Raw genomic sequence first — 20,709 nt, 5'->3', positions numbered from 1 at the left:
ACCGGGTCATCCGTGCTGGTGCTGGAGCAGCCGGCTCTCCGCCGCGTTCCAGAATCGGGTCAGGGCCGCCGCGGTGGTCTCGGGGGCCTCGACGGCCGGCGAGTGGAGCGCCCCGGGCACCACGACGCACTCCGCGTCGAGCCTGCGGGCCATCTCGGCCTGCAGCAGCGGCGGCCACCCGTCGTCGTGCTCGCCGTAAAGGACCAGGAGGTCGAGCCCGCACCCGGCCAGCTCCGCACAGCGGTCGGACGCGCCCAGGACCTCGTGCGCCATCGCCACGAGACCGGTGGGATGGTTGGCGAGCAGCCGCTTGCGCAGGAACGCGACGATGTCGTCGGGGACGCCCGCCGCCAGCGCCTCGGGCTCCATCCGGTTCGACCACATGTAGTCGAGGCCGTACTCCGGAAGCTCGGCCAGCATGACCCGGCCCATCCGCTCCCGCGGCCCGACGATGCCCGCGGGCCCCGAGCTCATGAGCGTGAGCGACGCGAGCTTGGCGGTGCCGTTCAGCGCCGTGTCCCGGGCGACCAGCCCGCCGAAGGAGTGCCCCAGCAGGTGGACGGGCTCACCCTGGCCGACCACCGCGGCGATCGCGTCGATGTCCGCGCCGAGAGCCGCGCACGAGTACGCCGACGGATCGTCCGGGCCCGGGGTCTCGTACTGCCCGCGCATGTCGACCGCGATCACCCTGCGGCCGGCCTGCGCGAGCGTCTGCAGCACGGCGATGAAGTCCTCCTTCGACCCCGTGAAACCGGGGACGAGCAGGGCGGGCCAGCGCTCGGGGACACCGCTGACCGGAAGCGCTTCGAGGGCCGCGAACGAGCCCAGCGGCGTTTCTATCTGCTCACTGCTGACACCCGGAGGAAGGGTCAGGAACCGTGGCGTGCTCACGAGGCCTCCTCCACCTCACCCCGGATCCCGGGGACCGATGGGCCGGACCGGTGGCCCCACGCCCTGGACCGTCTGCTGAAGGCTCGCTCACTCACGTGGCATCACGATACCCAGGGAAGATCCCGGCGACACTGTCGAAGCGACTACGCGGGTTTCGGACGGTCATTGCGCATGCCTCCTGTCCAGGTCATACCCACTGCGGGCGAAGCGGCCCTCAACGCACGGGCCTCAGAGCACGGGCCCTCAAAGCAACGGGGGCAGGGAGAGCGCCGGTTGTCCGGTGCCCTCCCTGCCCCTGCGGTCGTGCTCATCGACGAACGGGCCTGTGCCGGCCCCTCACCCCGTACGGCGGGGCCGCGGCCGGGGCGGGCGGCGCCGCTGCTGGGCGCGCTCGGTCGCGGCGGACGGCGCGGGGTCGTCGTCATCGGTCGCGAGGTCGGGGGACCTGAACACGATCATGAACGGACTGGCCGGGATGATCCGCTCCGGCTCCGGCTCCGGGGCCGGCCGCTCGGCGGGCTCGTCGGCGGCCTCGCTCACCGGCGCCCTCCCAGCCGGCTCCTCCACCGGAAGTGCCTGGTCGGAGGTGTCGGCCGCGCGGGTCCTGCGGCGCCGGGCCGGGCGTTCCTCCACCTGCTCCTCGGCCACGGGCGCCTGGTCGGCGGCGTGGTCGGCGGCGCGGGTCCTGCGGCGGGTCGTCCTGCGCGTGGTCGCCGCCTCCGGCTCCCGCCCGTCACCGGCACCGGCCTCGGCGCCGTCCTCCGCGCTATCCACCGGGCTGTCCTTGCCGGACCGTCCGGCCGTGACGTCGGCCAGCGCGCCGGTGAGGGCCGCCGCGTTCGCGCCCCTGCGCCCTCGACGCCCCGGCGCGGCCTCGGCAGCGGTCTCCACAGTGGTGGTGTCCACCGTGGTCTCGACGGGAGCTTCCACGGGAGTCTCCACAAGGGCCTCCACTGGGGCTTCGATCGGGGCCGGCGCCTCGGCCGTCTCCCCGGGGGAAGTCCCGGCGTCGTGGAGGCGGCCCCCACGGGTCCGTCGCCGCTCGCGGGTGCGGGCGGGGCGCTCGCGGCGCTCCTCAGCGTTGTCGCGGGTGTTGTCGCGGGTGTTGTCGCGGGTGTTGTCGCGGGCATCTCCGCGGGCGTCCCCACGGCGGGACTTGCCGCGGGAGCGGGTGCGTCCGGTCTCCCCGAGGTCCTCGATCTCCTCGGCCTCCAGACCCGCCCGGGATCGCTGGGCGCGCGGCAGCACGCCCTTGGTCCCCTCGGGGATGTCGAGGTCCGCGTACAGGTGCGGAGAGCTCGAATAGGTCTCGACGGGCTCGGTGAAGTCCAGCGAGAGAGCGTTGTTGATGACCTTCCAGCGGGTCAGCTCGGTCCACTCGACGAAGGTCACCGCGACGCCCGTGCGGCCCGCCCGGCCCGTACGGCCGATCCGGTGGACGTAGGCCTTCTCGTCCTGCGGGCAGTCGTAGTTGACGACGTGGGTGACGTCGTCGATGTCGATGCCGCGCGCCGCGACGTCGGTGGCCACCAGCACGTTGATCTTGCCGCTGCGGAACGCCCGCAGCGCCTGCTCGCGCTGGCCCTGGCCGAGGTCGCCGTGGACGGCCGCCACCGCGAAGCCCTTGTCCTTGAGCTGCTCGGCGACCATGTCGCAGGCCCGCTTGGTCTCGCAGAAGACCATCGTGAGCCCGGCGCCCCTGCTCTGCAGCAGGCGGGCCAGGATCTCGATCTTGTCCATGCGGTGCGTGCGGTAGACGTGCTGCGTCGTCAGCGTGGTCGTCTCGGCCTCGGCTGTGCCGCTCTCCGCCCGGACCCGGGTCGGCTGGGTGAGGTAACGGCGGGACAGGTTCACGATCTCGCCGGGCATGGTGGCAGAGAACAGCATGGTCTGCCGCTTCTCCGGCACCAGCTTGATGATCCGCTCGATGTCCGGAAGGAAGCCGAGATCCAGCATGCGGTCGGCCTCGTCGAGGACGAGCATGGTGATCTGGCCGAGGTCGAGGTGCTTCTGCTTGACCAGGTCGAGCAGCCGCCCCGGCGTTCCGACGATCACGTCGACGCCGTTCTTGAGCGCCTCGATCTGCGGCTCGTACGCACGCCCGCCGTACACGGTGAGGATGCGCGACCCCAGCTTCCCGGCGGCGAGGACCAGGTCCTCGGTCACCTGGAGGGCCAGCTCGCGGGTCGGCACGAGGACCAGGCCGCGCGGCTTCTTGCGGTTCTTCCTCGGTTTGCCGACGAGCTGGAGCATGGCGACGCCGAAGGCATAGGTCTTGCCGGTGCCGGTGCGCGCCTGTCCGATGACGTCCTGGCCGGCCAGCGCCAGCGGGAGCGCCATCTCCTGAATCGGGAATGGTGAAGTGATGCCCTCGGTCTCGAGCGCATCAGCGATCTCCGGGATGACTCCCAGGTCTCGGAACGTCGTTGTCAGCGTGGCCTGCCTCAATCAGTGCGAAGGCGGCCCTCCGGGACATCCGACCGGCAGAGCCTCCCCGGTCCGGGTCCTCGCGGACAGTCGCGCCCTCGTCGTGAATCAGCGACCGCGGCATCCAGTGGTTCCTGGGGGTCCGGGGTGTGGCCCCGGATCGACACAGGGATCGATACGGTGATCGACACAGTGCGGTCGCACTTCCACGAAGCAGTCTACTCGATACCACAACACGGAACCGATTTCTGCGTCTTCTCGCTAAAAGCTCTTGCTGTGTCGCGAGAGAAGCCGGTGACGAGCACGGCGCCGGCGGGCATGCCCCGGAGCCGTACGCTGCACCCATGAGTGATTCCTCTCCCGGGACTGTGGACCTGCTCGGTGTCCTCGCCTACGCCGAGCTCACCGCCTTCCTCCGGCTGGCCGAGGACGCCGCCCTGCTGGCTCCGACGCTGAACGACAGGGCCGCCCTCGGGGACGTGGCCGCGACCGAGTACGGGCACTTCCGGGTGCTGCGGGACCGGCTGGCCTCGCTCGGCGTCGACCCGGAGGAGGCCATGGCCCCCTTCGTGGAGGCGATCGACGCCTGGCACGCCCAGACCAGGCCGAAGGACTGGCACGAGGCGCTGATCAAGGCGTACGTCGGCGTGGGGATCGCGGGCGACTTCTACCGCGAGGCCGCGCGTCACACCACTCCTTCGATCAGCGCCCTGGTGGACGAGGTGCTGACCGACGAGAGCCGCGGGGAGTTCGCGGTGGAGCGGGTACGCGCCGCACTGGACGCCGACCCGCGGCTGTGCGGCCGTCTCGCGCTGTGGGCGCGCCGCATGGTCGGCGAGGCGCTGAGCCAGGGGCAGCGGCTCGCCGCCGCCCGGCCGCAGCTCGCCGCCCTGCTGGTGGGCGAGAAGGGCGAGGACCTGGCGGAGATCGGGCGGATGTTCGCCAGGCTGACCGAGGAGCACGGCAAGCGGATGGCCGCCCTCGGCCTCACGCCCGGCCCGTGATCTCACGGCTTCGCGGGGGGACGTCGATGTGGGTGATTCGCTCCGTCAATCCCCGCTGACCTGGCCCGACCCGGGAAACGGCGGCGATCGGGAGGGCCGGAGCCCGTCCCGCGCACCTGCCGGTCCGTCGTTCGTGGGTCGCGAACGTGCCAAACGGATGTACGGTGCGAGCATGAGGGCCTCGCGCCGCTACGGCACTTCCTTGACGAGATGTGGGCCGAACACCTGGACTCCGCGTGCGGTGTTGCGGAGAGGAAGCGCGGGCTGTCCGACGATCAGCGGGAGGCGGGATCCCCATCACGCGGATCTGACCCGCCGCCCCCGCGGATGCGGTTACGGACGCACCTGACCCCGCGCCGATCACGGTCCGCCGCCGGGACGGCGCGCGTGGTGGGCGCGCGCCGCCCGCGGCCGTCGGCGGTCGCGGAGACGCGCTAGAGCGTCCCGCCGAAGCCGACGGGGCGCGACTCGTCCTCGCCGATCTCGACGAAGCCGAGCGAGTCCACGGGGACGACCACACGGCGGCCCGAGGTGTCGGTGAGTGAGAAGACGCCCTTGTCGGAGGCGAGCGCCTTGCGCAGTTCCTCCTCGATCTCCTCGGCCGACAGGTCGGTCTCCACGACGAGTTCACGGTGCACCGACTGCACACCGATCTTTATTTCCATCGGGCTCCCCTTTCGCGAGGGCTGTTCCCTACCCATCGTCGTCGCCTCAGGGAGCGGTCAGCCCTGTGATCGCGTGAAGCGAACAGGATTCCGGTCAGCCGGTGCGCGGGAAACCGCTGATACCGCGCCAGGCCAGGCGCGCCATCAGCTGGGTCGCCGCCTCCTTGGGGATCGAGCCGTGGCTGCTCAGCCAGTAGCGAGCGCTCACCTCGGCCATGCCGACCAGGCCCACGCCGAGCAGGTGCGCCTCGTCGCTGGAGCAGCCGGTGTCCTCCTGGATCACCCGGCTGATCGCCTCGGCGCTCTCGTGCAGCGAACGCTCCATCCGCTGCCGTACGGGCGCGACGTTGCGCAGGTCGGATTCGAAGACGAGCCGGAACGCCTCGCCCTGACTGGAGACGAAGTCGAAGAAGGCGCCGATGGCGGCCTGCACCCGCTGCTTGTTGTCGGTGGTGGACTCGAGCGCCTGCCGGCACCGGGTCACCATGTCGTCGACGTGCAGATCGAGCAGCGCGAGATACAGCTCCAGCTTGCCCGGGAAGTGCTGGTAGAGCACCGGCTTGCTCACACCGGCCCGCTCGGCGATCTCGTCCATCGCCGCCGCGTGGTAGCCGTTCTCCACGAACACTTCCTGTGCCGCGCTCAGCAACTGGCGGCGGCGGGCCATCCGGGGTAGCCGGGTGCCCCGGGGCTTGGCGTCCGGGGTAGCGGTCACGGCAGTCTCCTTGCAAGATGCGCATCGGGGGCTCCCGCCCCGAGGCCTCATCCTACGTGTCGGTAATCCGGATCAGCGATAGTCGTCGTCGTCGAGGTCGACCGTACGCTCCTGCTCGGCCACGTCGGCCGGGTCGGCGTCGAATGGGACACGCTCGGGCCAGCGCCTGTCGTCGGCGACCTTGACGAGCTGGTGCTGCTCGACCGCGTCGGCCTCCGGCGCCTCGATCGAGATCTCCTCGACCACCTCGTCGAGGGGGTCCATCTCGGGCATCTGCTTGTCCTTCCGTTCGAAGGTCGGCTGCGACAGGTCCAACACTACGGCCAGGGTGGCGGCCGGGCTAAGCGGTAAGGCCCACGAACAGGTCGCCGTGTTCCGCCACGCGCTCCAGCACGTCAGATGCGGTGAACACCAGCTGGTCCGGGCTGTCGCACGCCTCGACCTCCTCCCACAGCAGAGGAGTGGACGCGGTCGGCCGCGGGGCGGCGCGCAGCGAGTAGGGCGCGACCGTCGTCTTGGCCGGGTTGTTCTGGCTCCAGTCGATGAAGACCTTGCCCGGCCGCTCCTTCTTCGCCATCACGCTGGTCACGAACGGATGCTCGGCCTGCATCCGCCGGGCGAGCGCCTTGGCGTAGTCGGAGGTGCCGGGGCCCCGGTCCCAGGGGACGTAGAGCTGCATGCCCTTCTGGCCGCTGGTCTTGGGATGGCACTCCAGGCCGTCGTCGGCCAGGGCCTGCCGCAGCAGGACGGCGACCCGGCAGCAGTCGACGATCGTGGCGGGGGCGCCGGGGTCGAGGTCGAAGACGAGGGTGTCGGGCGGCTGCGGCTCGCCGTCCTTGGCCACCCGCCACATCGGCACGTGGATCTCCAGGGCGGCCAGGTTGGCGTAGTAGACCAGGGTCGGCAGGTCCTCCACGACGGCGAAGTCGATCTCCTCGCGGTCCTTGGTGCTGCCCGGCGCGGGCAGGGTCACCGTACGGACCCAGTCGGGCGTGTGCTCGGGGACGTTCTTCTCGAAGAAGAACTGGCCGTCGACGCCGTTCGGGTAACGCTTGACCGTGAGCGGGCGCCCTTTGAGGTGCGGCAGCAGGACCGGCGCGATCCGGGTGTAGTAGTCGATCACCTCGGCCTTGGTGAACGCGGTGTGGGGATAGAGAACCTTGTCCAGGTTGGTCAGGACAAGCAGGCGGCCCTCGACCTTCACCCGCACCTTCTCCGTCATCACTGCTCCTCCCGCCGCACCTCCGCGGGGATCTTGTCGTCGCGCACGCCCCGCCACACGGGGTTGCGCAGTCGCCCGTCGCGTGTCCACATCGTGAACGCCACCTCGCCGACCACCTCGGGCCGGACCCACCGGGCGTTCCTGGAGATCTCCCTCGGAAGCCCGTCAGAGAAAGGGCTCTGCCCGATCTCGAGCGGCTCAATCAGACGGAGGATGTCGCCGAGCATCGCGTCGGTGAACCCGGTGCCCACGTGGCCGACGAAGAGGAACGCGGCCGGAGAGGCCCCGGCGTACATGCCGAGCAGGAGCGAGCCGACGCCGCCCGCGCGGCGGCCCTTGCCCGGCCGCCAGCCGCCGACGACCACCTCGGCGGTGCGCAGGTTCTTGACCTTGATCCACCACTCCGCCCTGCGCCCCGGCCGGTACGGCGAGTCGAGGCGCTTGGCGACCACGCCCTCCAGTCCCTGCCGCCTGGTCGCCTCCAGCACCGCCGGTTCGCAGGGGAAGTACGGCGGCGCGCCCAGGCCGAGCGAGTCGAGCAGCGCCCGCCGGTCCAGGTAGGGCAGGTCGAGCAGCGTGTGCCCGTCGAGATGGAGCAGGTCGAAGGGCAGGTAGGAGACCGGCAGCCGGCCGAGCAGGTGGGCCCCGGCGGGATCGGTGATGTGCATGCGCCTTTGCAGCCGGGCGAAGCTGGGCCGGCCCTCGGGGTCGAAGGCCACCACCTCGCCGTCGACGACCGCCCTGCGCCCGGCCAGCGGGGCCATGGCGGCGGAGATCTCTGGGTATCGAGAGGTGAAGTCGGCGCCGTGCCGCCCGGTGACCCGGACGCCGCCGTCGACGTACGCGAGCGCCCGGATGCCGTCCCACTTCACCTCCAGCGCGTACGCCTCGGGGTCGGGGGGGATTTCTCCTGGAATGGCAAGCATCGGCTCGATCGGATACGGCACCGCCATAGTGGGTACCTGCCCATCAGGTAACTCCCTTGAATCCCACCATAGCGTTGTTCGAACACAGAGACGAGAATGTGGCTATGCGCAGCATCTGGAAAGGCGCGATCTCGTTCGGTCTTGTCACGATCCCGGTGAAGCTCTACTCGGCGACCGAACAGAAGGACGTCACGTTCCACCAGGTGCACCGGGAGGACGGCGGAAGGATCAAGTACAAGAGGGTCTGCTCGGTCGACGGCGAAGAGGTGCCCTACTCCGACATCGCCAAGGGATACGAGCTCGCGACCGGCGAGATGGTCGTGCTGACCGACGAGGACTTCGCCGACCTGCCGCTGACCACCTCCCGCAGGATCGACGTGCTGCAGTTCACCCCCGCGGACCAGATCGACCCCATCTACTTCGCCAAGTCCTACTACCTGGAGCCGGACGGGCAGGGCGCCAAGCCGTACGTGCTGTTGCGGGACGCCCTGGAGCGGTCGGGACAGGTGGCGGTCGTGAAGGTCGCCCTGCGGCAGCGCGAGTCGCTGGCCGCGCTCCGCGTCCGGGACGGCGTCTTCGTGCTGGAGACCATGCTCTGGCCGGACGAGATCCGCGAGGCGGACTTCGGTTTCCTGGAGGAGGACGTCGACGTACGTCCCCAGGAACTGAAGATGGCCGAGTCCCTGATCGAGACGATGGTGGCGGACTTCGATCCCGCGGAGTACAAGGACGCCTACCGGGAGGCGCTGCAGGAGGTCATCGAGGCCAAGGTGGCGGGCAAGGAGGTCGTCGCCCCCGAGGCCCCCGCCGAGGCCGGGCCGGCCGTCGACCTCATGGCCGCGCTGCGGGCCAGCGTCGAGGCGGCCAAGCGGGAGCGCCAGGGCGCGACCGCGGCCAAGTCACCCGGCAGGGCCGCCAAGACCAAGGCCGCCGCCTCCGGCGCCGCCGCCAGGAAGGCCGCCTCCGACGGTGCGGATGAGGAGGAGAAGGCGCCGAAGAAGCGGAAGACCCGCCGCTCCGCCTGAGCCTGGGTTGTTTCGGAGGAGCCCCGGCGGGCGTTTCCGCCGGGGCTTTCTTCACGGAACGGAAGGTGGGCGATTCGTGCAGGGCCGCAAGCTCTCGGCCGCCCGTTCACCGCCGCCCGATCGCCACGGAGGTGGCGGAGGCGTGATCAGGGCGGGCTCGGACACCGCGGCTTCGCGCCGGCGGCCCCGTACGAGTGGGTTCACCCGTCAGTGTCAGTCGTCGTCGTCGCCGTCGATCTCGAGGACGGCGTCACCGGATGCGTTGGCCTCGACGGGCCGACTGATCTTCTTTTCCTTCTTGAACTTGAAGAAGCGGAAGTCGTTGCGGTTGACAGCCGTGTTACGGCAGCCGCGACCGCGACGTCCGCATCCGTCCGGGCCGTGCCACCAGGTACCGGACATGGTGGTGGTGGTCGGGGTGGTGGCGTGGGCGGCGGTGGTGGTCAGAGCGAGCGCGCCGCCGGCCATTACCGTACTGACCGCCAGACCGGTGATGACGTTCCGGAATTTGGGCATTGAGGTCCTCCTCGAAGGATGGAGTGCCCGAGTGCGACATTCCCGGTGACTGTCGGAAATGCCTAGGCGATGTCCGGTATGTCCGTTCATCGCCCGTGGCGTCTTAATTGCCGATGCGGCCTCCCGGCAAACTCGGCCGGAGGGGATTTGGGCTCGCGTTGTGGCGCGATGCCCCGGGTTAGGCGACCGCTGACCTGATCGACGTGCGTGCCTGACGTGTCCGTGCGCGATCCGGGGTAGGGCGGGCTTCGCTTCCCCGTCGCGGTGTCTGTCAATCCCCAGTTCGGGTTCGCTTCGGCCTGCGGAAGCCGGTCCCCTCAGGGCGGCGCGTGAGGTGGCGGCGAGGGCGGGATCGGGCCCGCAAAGGTCAGGGCTCCGGCGAGGATCTCGCCGGAGCCCTTGTCTCATGCCATCCGATGGACGGTGTTTTCAGGCCTCCTGTCGCTCGACGCGCGGAGGCGCTGGAAACACCTGGCTGCACTCACCGGCGCCGTCGTCCCCGGCCGGTGGCGGAGAGGAATTCGTGGGCGGTCCCGCCCACTGGCTCCAGCGTCACCCGACCGGACGGCGCGGTGTCGCGCGAGGCGTCAGGCCTCGCGGATCAGACGTTGTTGTTGTGGTTGTTGTCCTTGTTGTTGTGCTCGCGGTCGTTGCGGTTCCACCAGTCGTTGTTGTTGTGGTCCCACCAGTTCTGGTCGGCCCACCAGTTGCTGTTGAGCCAGTTGAATTCCTTGTCGTCCTTCTCCTGGAAACCGAAGGCGACGTCCTTGGCGACGAGGCCGAAGGCGTCGTGCTCAGCCTTGTCGTCCTTGTAGAGGTTCTGGCCCCACCAGTTGTTGGTGTCCCACCAGTTGTTCTGGTTGCGGTCGTTGATGTTGTGGTTGCGGTCGTTGCGCTCCCGGTTGTTGTTCGGGGAGAACGGGTGCGGGAAGTCCTCCTTCTTGTTGTCCTGGGCGATGCCGCCCGTGCTGTCGTCGACGCCGTTGGCCGCGCCGTCCTTGACGATGGGGCGGTCCTCCTTCTTGACCCAGAAGGGGTTGTCGTCGGCGCTGGCGGCCGTGGCGCCCATGGCGACGGCCCCGCCGACGGCCATGGTGCTGAGCGCGAGCCCTGCGAAGATCTTCTTGAGGTTGGGCATTATGGTTCCTCCCTGACAGGATTCGATTTCGAATTGCCCTGTGTCTATCGGTATTTCCCACCCGCCTGCGACGGGCGGAAATTTCTTCATGGCTCTTATTGAGCCTTGCTTCCGACGCTAGGGTGATTTCCTGCCGGGCGGTCCGACAAACTGACGTCTGCTGCTTTTGATTAATGATTAGCTGCGTATAGGCTTGATTCGATGGATAATGCGCCTTATGTAGTGATAGGTACGATTTGCCCCCCTGGCGTGGCCGCGTCCTGACGCCCGGCGAGCGGGGGTAGAGGCTTACCTGCCTTTGCCATCGGTGGGGCTGGTCGGGGAGCGGCCGCGATGGCGAGCGGAGGAAGGCCGCGGAGGGAAGCGGGCGGTGGCGATGACCGCGGTCAGGGGAAAGAGCAGGGCTCCGGCGGAACCTTCCCGCCGGAGCCCTTGATTGTCACTGTAGGAGGATTGACGGCCGCTCCCGTTCAGGCCGCCGTCGCTCGGTGAGCGAGCGGCCGGCCGGTCGGGGAACGTGTCTCTGCACTCAACGGCGCCAGTCCGTGAGTCGGAGTCGGAGGCCTCGTGGGAGGTCTTCCGGATCCGTCACCTTCTCGGAACGGCGCGATCGTCTCGCAGGAGCCGCTGGACCTGCCTTCTCAGTTCACGCGGTCGTTGTTGTTGTGGTTCCACCAGTTGTTGTCGTTGCAGTTCCACCAGTTGTTGTTGTTCCACCAGTTGTTGTTGAACCAGGTGTTGTCCTTGTTCTCCTTGTCCTGGAAGCCGATCGCGACGTCCTTGGCGACGAGGCCGAAGCCGGAGAAGTCGTCCCGCTTGTCAGAGAACGCCCCCTGGTTCCAGAAGCTCTGGTTGTTCCACCAGTTGTTGTTGTCGTCCTGGTTGAAGTTCTGGTTGCGGTCGTTCCTATCGAAGTTGTTGTTGTTGTTGTTCGGGTTGAAGAAGACAGGGAAGACGTTCTCCCGATCACCACGATCGCCGATACCCCTGTTGCCCTGGGCGATGCCGCCCGTGCTGTCGTCGACGCCGTTGGCCAGGCCATCCCGGACGATGGGACGGTCGACATCGCCGGTCCTGGTCACGGCGCCGGCGGCACCGGCGCCCAGGGCGAGCGCGCCGCCGACGGCGGCGGTGCTGAGCGCGAGACCAGCGATGATCTTGTGGAGCTTGGACATGCGTGTCCCCCTTGACAGGATTCAGTATCCCTGAATTTGTTTAGGGCATTTCTGAGAGAAATGTCCTTCGGGCTCTCAATTGAGCCCTAACTTCCTGTGCTGTCATGATTTCCAGCGTGCTGGCCTGACAAACGGGCATCTAAGCCTTTTGATCACTAGTTAGACTCTTATGAACTGACTTAGAGGTATTAGAAGAGAAATGTCTCGATTGACCGATTTCCGGCACGGGTGCTCACGCGTCGGAGCTCGCCGTGAGACGGAAACGGAGGCGACGGCCTGAGCGCCTGTGGCGTTGTGAGCGTCGTCCGCCTGCGTGCCGCTGCCGGATGGCCGCGGCCGATCCGGCCAGGCCGGGAAAGGCGTTCTGGAGGTTCCGTGCTGTCCGGAACCGGCACGCGAATATGCCGCTTAGGGCTCCGCGCCGAGCCCGCCGTACGGGGGAAAAAGTCAGGGCTCCGGCGAGAGTCTCACCGGAGCCCTTGTTTCTGCTTGATCGAACGGTCGTTCCCGAAGTGTCGAGCGCTCACGGAGCTTTCGATGCCGCGGGAACGTGACTGCGCCTCAGGGCGCCGTTCTCCTGTCGAGGCGGTGGAGGACCGTGTGGCCGGCCGGTTCGGTCATCCGTTCACCCGGCAGGATTCCGAGCGGCGCTGTCGCGCAGGGCCGCTGCCGGCCCCGCCTTTCTCAGTTGCAGAAGTTGTCGTTGTTGTTGTTGTTGTTGAAGCAGTTGTTCTGGTTGTTGTTCCACCAGCAGTTGTTGTTGAACCAGCCGTTGTTGAAGAAGTTGCTGTCGCGGTTGGTCTTGTCACTGAAGGCGATCGTGGCGCAGGGGCCGACGATGGCGAAGTTGGAGTCGCTGTCCAGGTTGTCGCAGAACGCACTCTGGTTCCAGAAGCTCTGGTTGTTCCAGAAGTTGTTGTTCTGGTTGTTGTTGCACCAGTTGTTGTTGTTGCAGTTGTTGTTGTTGAAGGGCTGGCAGTTGTTGTTGTTGTTACAGTTGAAGGGAACGAAGTTGTTGTTGTTGCAGGGCATGCCGCCCATACCGAAGAAGCCGTCTCCGCAGCCGGCGCTCGCGGCTGTGGCGCTCATGGCGATCGCGCCCCCCGCGATCGCGGTGCCGAGTGCGAGTCCGGCGAGAACCTTCTTGAACTTGGGCATTGCTGTCCCCCTTGAAAAGGATTGGAATTCCCCGCATCCTTCGATATTTCTCGGTGGAGATTCGAGAGAAATATCTCTATGGCCCCCGTGGGCCGGGTTCCTGCGATACGTTGATGTCCGGCGGCATCACCCGACAAACGCGCCTCTATGGCTTTTGATCAGCTATTAGCAGGCTATGGAACGAATTGGAAGCAAAAAGGGCGACTTGTCCCGTAATGTCCGATTCGAATGCGGGACGCCGAGTGGAGCCCGAGACGCCGCAGAGCGCGGGTGGCAGGCCGGCGGGCGCTGGGATCGCACGGGGGCGGACAGTCTCGCGTGGTGGCGTTCCAGGGGCGTTTCAGGCGGGCGTTCGAGAGGGCGTGGAGCGGGCTGCGGCGGGCGAGGCGACCCCTGTGGCGGCGTGCCCGCGGGCGGAGCCTGGGGCGGGCGTGGGGTGGGCGAGATCCCCGAGGTGGCGACTGAGGGAAGCCGGGGCCCGATGACGGGCCCTGGGGTGGGTGCGGCGAAGAGTGGTCGAAGAGGGGGGGGACGAAAAGTGCCCGTGCCCACGATGGGCGCGAACTCCACGCCCCGGTGAGCACGGGCACATTCACTCGGCGCCCGGGCCGGTGGCCCGGGGCTCAGCGCGACCGGTCATCCCGGCCGTGCGAAGGACGCCGCGGATCAGGGGACGGCGTCGTACCCCGGCCGCCCGTAGTCGTCCTTCTTCTTCTTCTCCTCTTCCTTCTTCTTGATGTCGGCGTCGACGTCGACGTCGACATCCTTGGTCTTGGCCTGCGGGTTGACCTGGGTGGCCGTGTTCGTGCGCGGGTCGGCCTGCGAGGACTGGTCCTGCCAGGGCCGGTTGTGCATCTGGTTCCAGTCGGTGGTGTGTGTGGTCGGGAACGTGGAGTTCTGCGACCACTGGGCGTTCCACGGCACCGCCGCGGAGCCGTTCGACGACTTCTGGAACGGCGTGAGAACGAGCGTGAAGTCACGCAGCAGGAACTGGCTCTGGTTCTCCGACTGACGGGCGTGCTGCCACTCGTGGTTCTTGTTCTTGTTCTTGTTCTTGTTCTTGTTACGGCCCTTCTGCCCCTGGGCCTGCTGGTTGGTGTTGTAGTTGCGGTTGTAGCTCGGCCGGACGTAGCGGACACCGCCGGACGGAGCGGGAACGTACCCGCCCATGACGGTCGCTGCGCTTGCCGTGCCGGCGGTGGCGCCACCGAGCGCGATGGCCGCGCCGCTCAGCGCGGTGCCGAGGGCGAGAAGCCCGGCGATGTTCTTCAACGCGGACATTTGGGTGTTTCTCCTCTGAATATCGCGACCCCGGCCCGGTCCGGTGAGGGACCAGGGCGGGTGTAGTGGGTTCGGCGCCGTCGTGTGTGACGCGGCGCGATGCGTTCGCCTGGCACCGGCGGTCCTCTCCTCGAACACGCCGCCGGTGCTCTGCTCTCTCAACTGCTCGTTCGACCGCGGACGGAGCGGCGGACACGGGTGGGGCCGGCGCCGTGTCTCACGGTCATCCGGTCGCCACCCGTCCCGCCGGGCGGGGTGTCCGCCGCTCCGCCGCTCGCGCGTGTCTCCCGTCGCTCGCGGCCCCGGCTCAGGTGAGGCCGGAGGTCACGAGTACGGGTGGCCGCCGGCTGGTGCGTCACCCGCCGTGGCCGGGACGTCTACCGAGGCCGCTCGTGCGGATCCCGTCAGGGCACGATCTCCGGCTGGTAGTCGCGGTCGTAGTCCTTCTTCTCCTTCTCGATCTTCTTCTCCTTCTCCACGTCCACGTCGATGTCCGCGTCGACGTCCTTCTTCTTCACACGCGGGTTGACCTCGGTGGCCGTGTTCGTCTTCGGCTGGGCAAGGGAGTCCTGGCCCTGACGCGGGTTGTTGAACTGGTCGCTGAAGCTGTTCGTACGGGTCGTCGGAACCGACTGCGAGCTGCCGTACTGCCAGTTGTACGGAAGCGCCCGCGCGTCGGTGTCCGTCTTCTGGAACGGCGTGAGGACGAGAGTGAAGTCACGCAGCAGGAACTGGTTCTGGGCCTGGTTCTGCCGCTCGTGCTGCCACTGCTTCGTCTTGTTCTTGTTCTTGTTCTTGTTGCCGTTCAGACCCTTGTTCTTCTGCCGCTGCGCGTTCCGGTTGCGGTTGTAGTTCACGTAGGGGTAGTAGCCACCACCGCCGCCCACGTAGCCGCCCATGACGGTCGCGGCGTTCGCGCTGGTGGCGGCGACAGCGGTACCCAGGGCGACGGCACCACCGGTGAGCGCGGCGCTGATCGCGAGGATCCCGACCAGGTTGTTGAACTTGGGCATTTCATGTCCTCCTTGAAGGATTGTTGCCCCGACACTCCGGCGTTTTCCAAGTCGTTCGGAAAATGCCCTTACTGATGACCCTTGGTGGATCATCCCTGCATTGTCTTGTTTTCCTCACCGTCCGAGCGACAAACGGCGGTCGGCGGCTTTTGCCATTCACTTATCGCTTTATTGGCATCGTTGACACCGATAGGATCGCTTTGGTCCGAATTGCGATTCATATCCGCATTTCGAAATGTCCGAATAGGGGTGATATTGCCCTTATGTCGCTCTCGCTGATCGGGGCGAACCCGGATGATCGATCTCGCGTCCCTCGGGTAGCGGGAGTGCCGCCCGAGGCGGCGTACGGGCGGGGTTATGGTCGAGAAACGCGATGCGAACAGGGGAGGACGCGTGGGTGTCGAGCCGATTCCACCGTGGCCCGGCCGGCTCATCGACGTGGGGGACGCGCGCATCCACGTGCGGACGACCCCGGAGGGGCCGCCGGAGACCGCGATATACGTGCACGGGCTGGCGGGCTCGGCGACCAACTGGACCGACCTGATGGGCGAGCTCGCGGACGAGGTGCGGGGGGTGGCCGTCGACCTGCCCGGGGCCGGATACTCCCCGGAGCCCGCGGACGGCGACTATTCGGTCCCCGCCCACGCCAGGGCGGTGGTCCGGCTCGTCGAGGCCCTGGGGGAGGGGCCGGTCCACCTTTTCGGCAATTCCATGGGCGGGGCGGTCTCGGTGCGGGTCGCGGCCACGCGTCCCGACCTCGTCAGGTCGCTGACGCTGGTCTCGCCTGCGCTGCCCGACCTGCTGCCGAGGTACGGCCCGGCCAGGATCGCCATGTCGGCCGCCCCGCGCCTGGGCGAGCTGGCCGTCCGCTGGCTGAGCGCGCTGCCGCCGGAGCGGCGCGTCCAGGCGACGCTCAGCATGTGCTACGCCGACGCCGGGCGGGTCCACCCGGACCGGCTGCGCGAGGCGATAGAGGAGCTGCGCCGCCGCGACGGCCTGCCGCACGCGGGGGCGGCCATGGTCGGCTGCGCCCGCGCGATCGTGCGCGAGTACTTCCGCCTGGGCCCCGACAACCTCTGGCGGCAGGCCGAGCGGGTCGCCGTGCCCACCCTCGTCGTGTACGGCCTGCGCGACCGGCTGGTCCACGCCCGCATGGCGCACCGGGCCGGACGGGTCTTCCGCGACGTGCGCCTGGTCACACTCCCGCACGCCGGTCACGTGGCGCAGATGGAGTATCCCGAGCTCGTGGCCCGGGAGGCGCGCCGCCTGCTGGCCTACACCAGGACGCCCCTGCGCCGAACAGCGTGATTGGGGAATGCGGGGCCACCCCGGTTAAGTTGTGAGAAGAGCTTGTGATGGGCCCATGGAGCCGAGCGCGACCATTGGCACGAAAACGGGAGTGGAACTGTGTCGTTGCCACCGCTGGTAGAGCCGGCAGCAGAGCTGACGGTTGACGAGGTGCGCCGCTACTCGCGCCATCTGATCATCCCCGACGTCGGCATGGCGGGTCAGAAGCGCCTCAAGAACGCCAAGGTCCTGTGTGTGGGCGCGGGCGGCCTGGGCTCCCCCGCGCTGCTGTACCTGGCCGCGGCCGGGGTCGGGACGCTCGGCATCGTCGACTTCGACGTCGTGGACGAGTCGAACCTGCAGCGCCAGGTGATCCACGGGCAGTCGGACGTGGGCCGCCTGAAGGCCGAGTCTGCCGCCGCGAGCGTGCGCGAGATCAACCCGCTGGTCAACGTGATCATCCACAACGTCGCTCTCACGACCGACAACGTGATGGACATCTTCTCCGGCTACGACCTCATCGTGGACGGCACGGACAACTTCGCCACCCGCTACATGGTCAACGACGCGGCCGTGCTGCTCGGCAAGCCGTACGTGTGGGGGTCCATCTACCGGTTCGACGGGCAGGCCAGCGTCTTCTGGGCCGAGCACGGCCCGTGCTACCGCTGCCTCTACCCCGAGCCCCCGCCGCCGGGCATGGTCCCGAGCTGCGCCGAGGGCGGCGTACTCGGCGTGCTGTGCGCGTCGATCGGCTCCGTCCAGGTGAACGAGGCCATCAAGGTCATCACCGGCATCGGCGAGCCGCTCGTCGGCCGCCTCATGATCTACGACGCGCTCGAGATGAAGTATCGCGACGTGAAGGTCCGCAAGGATCCCGAGTGCCCGCTGTGCGGCAAGGACCCCTCGATCACCGAGCTGATCGACTACGAGGCCTTCTGCGGCACGCTCTCCGACGAGGCGCAGCAGGCCGCCGCGGGCAGCACGATCACTGCGGCCGAGCTCGAGGCGATGCGCGAGCGGGGCGAGGACCTCATGATCATTGACGTCCGCGAGCCGAACGAGTACGAGATCGTCAACATCCCCGGCGCCGTGCTGATCCCCAAGGGCGAGTTCCTCAACGGCTCGGCCCTGGAGAAGCTGCCGCAGGACAAGAAGATCGTGCTGCACTGCAAGTCGGGCGCCCGCTCGGCCGAGGTGCTCGCGGTCCTGAAGAACGCCGGCTTCTCCGACGCCGTCCACGTGGGTGGCGGCGTGCTGAGCTGGATCAAGACGGTCGACCCCAGCCTGCCGACCTACTGATTCGCGACGACAGGACGACGGCCGCCGCCTCCCGATGAGGCGGCGGCCATCGCCGTGCACGCTCTAAACGCGTTCGTCCGGCACCACGCTGAGGCCGCTGGGCGCGACGATGCGCTGCAGGTTCTCGACGTACGCGGCGAACGCCGCCCGTCCCTTGTCCGTGAGCTTGAACCACGTCTTGGGCCGCTTGCCCACGTATCCCTTGCGTACGGCGACGTAGCCGGCGCTCTCCAGCGCGCTGCCGTGCTTGGACAGGACGGAGTCGCTGACGCCGACGGTGTCGCGGACGAACCCGAACTCCGCCTCCTCGGCCGCCGCGAGCAACGAGACGATCTGCAGGCGGGCCGGCGCGTGGATGACGGGGTCGAGGTCCATCACGAGCCGCCCACCGCCCGGCGCACCAGCATCCCGGTGAGCAGGCGGCCGGCGAGGGGCCCGGTGACGAGCAGGTACGCGGTCATCACGAGGGCGGCGTACGTCCGGGCGTAGGCCACTCCGGCGGCGTCGATCGCGAAGGCCAGGGCCAGGCAGAGCGCGACCGCCGTGCCGATCCAGGCCATCAGGGCGGCGATCATCTTTGGGCGCATCAGGCTGCGGTGGACCTTGATCCTGCGGGTGTGCACCAGGACGGCGACCAGCGCGCCCAGGCCGGCGACGAGCAGGAGCCCCAGGGCCACCGTCACCGGGACGGGGGTGCCGGGCTCGGTGACGAACTGCATGCCGGTCACGAACAGCCCCACGCCGACGCCGTACCAGGTGGGAAACCAGGGCTCGGCCGACAGTGCCTTCGCCTGCGTCTGCCGGATCGTCGCCAGGCTCCGCGCCGCTTCCTCGGAGTTCATTCGCGTCACCACCTCTTTCCAGTGAGGAAAGTACTTTTCACTTTCCGAAGCGTCAAGTACTTTCCGGGGGCATTTGTGGGGATGGCGGTCGGTAGGTCGCGTTAAGGTCACTGGAGGAGGGAGGCCGCGAAGGGAACGGAGGCGCAGTGGGCGAGACGCGGACCTGGCCGGCCGTGGCCGTGGCCTCCGCGATCACCCTCGTCTGCGCGATCGTGGGCGGGATCGCGGCCAGCGCCGCCGTCGCCGAACTGACCAGAGGGCCGAGCGCCGCGGAGTTGCGCGAGGCCCAGGCGGCCGAGACGGCGCTGCGGTGGGAGCGCTGGCCGGCCGGCCGGATCTTCCCCGCCACCCTGGCCTACACGAGCGAGCAGGGCGCGCGCGAGTCGGCGCGGCGGGTGGGCATCTCCACGCGCACCGACTGCCGGGGCGCCGTCGACGCGGCCATCGCCGGCCAGATGACGGCGGCCGGTTGCCGGGCGATCCTGCGGGCCACCTACCTCGACGCACTCCAGGGCATCGTGGTGACGATCGGTGTGGCGGCCTTTCCCGACGAGCTCAAAGCGCGCTCGGCCATCCCGATCTTCCCCGGCGACGGGTCGCCCGCCCCCGGGCTGCGCGCCCTCGCGTTCCCCGGCACCGTGACCGACCGCTTCACCGCGAGCGGGCGCCAGTCGCTGACCCTGCGTACGGCCGGGCCGTACCTCGTGATGACGACGGCGGGGCAGGTCGACGGGCGTCCGGCCCGTGCGCTCGGGGAGCAGCGGGAGACCATGTTCTCGTTCACGGCGGACCTGGCCGAGGAGGTCGGCGCCATCCTCACCGCGCCGGCGTCCCCGGACTGCGCGGCCAAGGAGTGGCAGTGCTGACCGCGCTGCGCCGCAGGCTCCTCGCGGCGTCCGCCGCCGCGCTCGCCCTGTCGGGTGGCGCGTTCCTCGTGCCCGGCCCGGCCAGGGCCGACGACGTACGGCTCAGTCAGCAGGACGTGCTGCGCACGCTCGACGTCGACGACGCCTGGCGGCTGACGAAAGGCAAGGGCGTGACCGTCGCGGTCCTGGACTCGGGAGTCGACCCGGATCACCGCGACCTCGCCGGATCGGTCGTCACCGGGAGGGACTACACGGCCGGGGCCAACCCGCGCGGAGTGCAGCCGGTGCGCCTGCACGGCACGTACATGGCCTCGCTCATCGCCGGGCACGGGCACGGCCCCGGCGGCGCCGACGGCATCATCGGCATCGCACCGGAGGCGAGGGTGCTTTCCGTGCGGGTGATCCTGGAGGACGAGGAGCCGGGGTTCCGCACGTTCAACTCGGACGCGCGGTACGAGGCCGTGGTCGCCAAGGGCATCCGCTACGCCGTGGACCACGGCGCCGAGGTCATCAACCTGTCGCTGTCGAAGGACATGCCGACGCAGGACGAGCGTAAGGCGATCAGGTACGCGATCTCCAAGGGCGTCGTCCTCGTCGCCGCGGCGGGCAACGACGGCGCGGGCAAGCGGACCGCGCCGTACTCCTACCCGGCCGCGATCCCCGGCGTGATCTCGGTGGCCGCCGTCACGTCCACGCTGAGGCGGGCCTCGTTCTCCAACCGCAACTCCTCGGTGATGGTGGCCGCGCCGGGCGTCGACGTCCTCGGGGCAGGTCCCGGCGACGAGTACTGGGTCGGCCGGGGGACCTCCCAGGCGACCGCGCTCGTCTCCGGCGTCGCCGCGCTGATCAAGTCGCGCTACCCCCGCATGTCGCCCGCCCTCGTCGCCCAGGCGCTCACGTCGTCGCCGGCCCGCCGGGCGCCGTACAACACCGGCACCGGGTTCGGGGTGGTAAACGCCTACCGGGCGCTGAGCGTCGCGGCCACCCTCGCCCGCCACCGCGCCACGGCGTCGGGGCCGGGCGTGCAGAACCCCTCGCGTGCCGTCCGCTCGGCCGCGAACGACCACGACCCGATCATGGTCGTACGGCGCGACACGGGGGCGATCCTCCTGTCCGGCGGCATCGCGCTCGGCGCCTTCGCCGGCTCAGGCGCGGGCGTGGCCGTCCTGCTCGTGCTCACGCGGCGGGCGCGCAGACGACAGCGGGAGGAGGACGACGCGCTGCCACCGGCTCCTTGGCCGACGGGCCTGCCGACGTAG

Annotated in this window: 21 protein-coding genes; 6 read left to right on the top strand and 15 right to left on the bottom strand. The window is 68.9% G+C overall.

Features of this window, described 5'->3' with window-relative positions; translation table 11 throughout:
* Positions 1 to 6: 6 nt before the first annotated feature.
* Both IL992_RS19680 and IL992_RS19675 read right to left on the bottom strand, forming a co-directional pair.
* Positions 7 to 891: an alpha/beta fold hydrolase gene (locus tag IL992_RS19680; RefSeq protein WP_193204827.1), complete on the bottom strand. Its 885-nt coding sequence runs from the start codon at positions 889 to 891 to the stop codon at positions 7 to 9.
* A 336-nt stretch (positions 892 to 1,227) separates the two neighbouring features.
* Positions 1,228 to 3,231, bottom strand: coding sequence for a DEAD/DEAH box helicase (locus IL992_RS19675; RefSeq protein WP_226873408.1), 2,004 nt, complete (start codon positions 3,229 to 3,231; stop codon positions 1,228 to 1,230).
* A 431-nt stretch (positions 3,232 to 3,662) separates the two neighbouring features.
* Here IL992_RS19675 and IL992_RS19670 point away from each other — a divergent pair, with 431 nt between their 5' ends.
* The gene (locus tag IL992_RS19670; protein WP_193204825.1) at positions 3,663 to 4,322 is read left to right on the top strand and encodes a ferritin-like fold-containing protein; all 660 of its coding nucleotides are present in this window, start codon (positions 3,663 to 3,665) and stop codon (positions 4,320 to 4,322) included.
* Between the two features lie 434 nt (positions 4,323 to 4,756).
* On the opposite strand, the gene IL992_RS19665 is transcribed toward IL992_RS19670, so the two are convergent.
* The 5 genes from IL992_RS19665 to ligD (IL992_RS19645) form a co-directional block, all read right to left on the bottom strand.
* A complete protein-coding gene (locus IL992_RS19665; protein ID WP_079315485.1) occupies positions 4,757 to 4,987 on the bottom strand; it encodes a DUF3107 domain-containing protein in 231 nt (76 codons plus the stop codon).
* Positions 4,988 to 5,081: 94 nt separating this feature from the next.
* Positions 5,082 to 5,702, bottom strand: coding sequence for a TetR/AcrR family transcriptional regulator (locus IL992_RS19660; RefSeq protein ID WP_030507436.1), 621 nt, complete (start codon positions 5,700 to 5,702; stop codon positions 5,082 to 5,084).
* Positions 5,703 to 5,774: 72 nt separating this feature from the next.
* The gene (locus tag IL992_RS19655) at positions 5,775 to 6,020 is read right to left on the bottom strand and encodes a hypothetical protein (RefSeq protein ID WP_239108895.1); all 246 of its coding nucleotides are present in this window, start codon (positions 6,018 to 6,020) and stop codon (positions 5,775 to 5,777) included.
* Positions 6,021 to 6,042: 22 nt separating this feature from the next.
* The gene (gene ligD, locus IL992_RS19650; protein ID WP_193204824.1) at positions 6,043 to 6,924 is read right to left on the bottom strand and encodes a non-homologous end-joining DNA ligase; all 882 of its coding nucleotides are present in this window, start codon (positions 6,922 to 6,924) and stop codon (positions 6,043 to 6,045) included.
* Positions 6,924 to 7,850, bottom strand: coding sequence for a non-homologous end-joining DNA ligase (ligD, locus tag IL992_RS19645; RefSeq protein WP_226873407.1), 927 nt, complete (start codon positions 7,848 to 7,850; stop codon positions 6,924 to 6,926). The genes ligD (IL992_RS19650) and ligD (IL992_RS19645) overlap by 1 nt, the downstream gene beginning before the upstream one ends.
* Before the next feature lie 104 nt (positions 7,851 to 7,954).
* On the opposite strand from ligD (IL992_RS19645), the gene ku reads away from it, so the two are divergent.
* Positions 7,955 to 8,875: a non-homologous end joining protein Ku gene (ku, locus tag IL992_RS19640; protein WP_193204822.1), complete on the top strand. Its 921-nt coding sequence runs from the start codon at positions 7,955 to 7,957 to the stop codon at positions 8,873 to 8,875.
* A gap of 213 nt (positions 8,876 to 9,088) precedes the next feature.
* Here the strand turns inward: ku and IL992_RS19635 are convergent, their stop codons facing one another.
* The 6 genes from IL992_RS19635 to IL992_RS19610 form a co-directional block, all read right to left on the bottom strand.
* Positions 9,089 to 9,391, bottom strand: a complete 303-nt coding sequence (locus tag IL992_RS19635; protein ID WP_193204821.1) for a hypothetical protein — start codon at positions 9,389 to 9,391, stop codon at positions 9,089 to 9,091.
* A 601-nt stretch (positions 9,392 to 9,992) separates the two neighbouring features.
* Positions 9,993 to 10,529 carry a hypothetical protein gene (locus tag IL992_RS19630; RefSeq protein WP_193204820.1) on the bottom strand — a complete coding sequence of 179 codons (537 nt, stop codon included), beginning with the start codon at positions 10,527 to 10,529 and terminating at the stop codon, positions 9,993 to 9,995.
* 641 nt (positions 10,530 to 11,170) lie between these two features.
* Positions 11,171 to 11,704 (bottom strand): hypothetical protein, encoded by a 534-nt coding sequence (locus tag IL992_RS19625; protein ID WP_193204819.1) that lies wholly within the window; start codon positions 11,702 to 11,704, stop codon positions 11,171 to 11,173.
* Between the two features lie 684 nt (positions 11,705 to 12,388).
* Complete coding sequence (locus tag IL992_RS19620) at positions 12,389 to 12,862, bottom strand: hypothetical protein (protein ID WP_193204818.1); 474 nt, start codon at positions 12,860 to 12,862, stop codon at positions 12,389 to 12,391.
* 666 nt (positions 12,863 to 13,528) lie between these two features.
* The gene (locus tag IL992_RS19615) at positions 13,529 to 14,143 is read right to left on the bottom strand and encodes a hypothetical protein (protein WP_193204817.1); all 615 of its coding nucleotides are present in this window, start codon (positions 14,141 to 14,143) and stop codon (positions 13,529 to 13,531) included.
* Between the two features lie 404 nt (positions 14,144 to 14,547).
* A complete protein-coding gene (locus tag IL992_RS19610) occupies positions 14,548 to 15,156 on the bottom strand; it encodes a hypothetical protein (protein ID WP_193204816.1) in 609 nt (202 codons plus the stop codon).
* A gap of 393 nt (positions 15,157 to 15,549) precedes the next feature.
* On the opposite strand from IL992_RS19610, the gene IL992_RS19605 reads away from it, so the two are divergent.
* Positions 15,550 to 16,464 carry an alpha/beta fold hydrolase gene (locus IL992_RS19605; protein ID WP_193204815.1) on the top strand — a complete coding sequence of 305 codons (915 nt, stop codon included), beginning with the start codon at positions 15,550 to 15,552 and terminating at the stop codon, positions 16,462 to 16,464.
* 99 nt (positions 16,465 to 16,563) lie between these two features.
* Positions 16,564 to 17,742 carry an adenylyltransferase/sulfurtransferase MoeZ gene (gene moeZ / locus IL992_RS19600; protein WP_193204814.1) on the top strand — a complete coding sequence of 393 codons (1,179 nt, stop codon included), beginning with the start codon at positions 16,564 to 16,566 and terminating at the stop codon, positions 17,740 to 17,742.
* Between the two features lie 63 nt (positions 17,743 to 17,805).
* On the opposite strand, the gene IL992_RS19595 is transcribed toward moeZ, so the two are convergent.
* Both IL992_RS19595 and IL992_RS19590 read right to left on the bottom strand, forming a co-directional pair.
* Entirely contained in the window at positions 17,806 to 18,117 is a 312-nt protein-coding gene (locus IL992_RS19595) for a winged helix-turn-helix domain-containing protein (protein WP_193205028.1), read from the bottom strand.
* Complete coding sequence (locus tag IL992_RS19590; RefSeq protein ID WP_193204813.1) at positions 18,117 to 18,584, bottom strand: hypothetical protein; 468 nt, start codon at positions 18,582 to 18,584, stop codon at positions 18,117 to 18,119. Before IL992_RS19590 ends, IL992_RS19595 begins: the two co-directional genes overlap by 1 nt.
* A gap of 146 nt (positions 18,585 to 18,730) precedes the next feature.
* Between IL992_RS19590 and IL992_RS19585 the strand changes: the two genes are divergently transcribed.
* Both IL992_RS19585 and IL992_RS19580 read left to right on the top strand, forming a co-directional pair.
* Positions 18,731 to 19,450: a hypothetical protein gene (locus tag IL992_RS19585; protein ID WP_226873406.1), complete on the top strand. Its 720-nt coding sequence runs from the start codon at positions 18,731 to 18,733 to the stop codon at positions 19,448 to 19,450.
* Positions 19,444 to 20,709, top strand: a complete 1,266-nt coding sequence (locus IL992_RS19580) for a S8 family peptidase (protein WP_193204812.1) — start codon at positions 19,444 to 19,446, stop codon at positions 20,707 to 20,709. Before IL992_RS19585 ends, IL992_RS19580 begins: the two co-directional genes overlap by 7 nt.

The sequence above is a fragment of the Microbispora sitophila genome, from assembly GCF_014892245.1.
Lineage (GTDB): Bacteria > Actinomycetota > Actinomycetes > Streptosporangiales > Streptosporangiaceae > Microbispora > Microbispora siamensis.
Note: the sequence above shows the minus strand (reverse complement) of the source record. Positions and strands in the feature narration are given on the sequence as shown.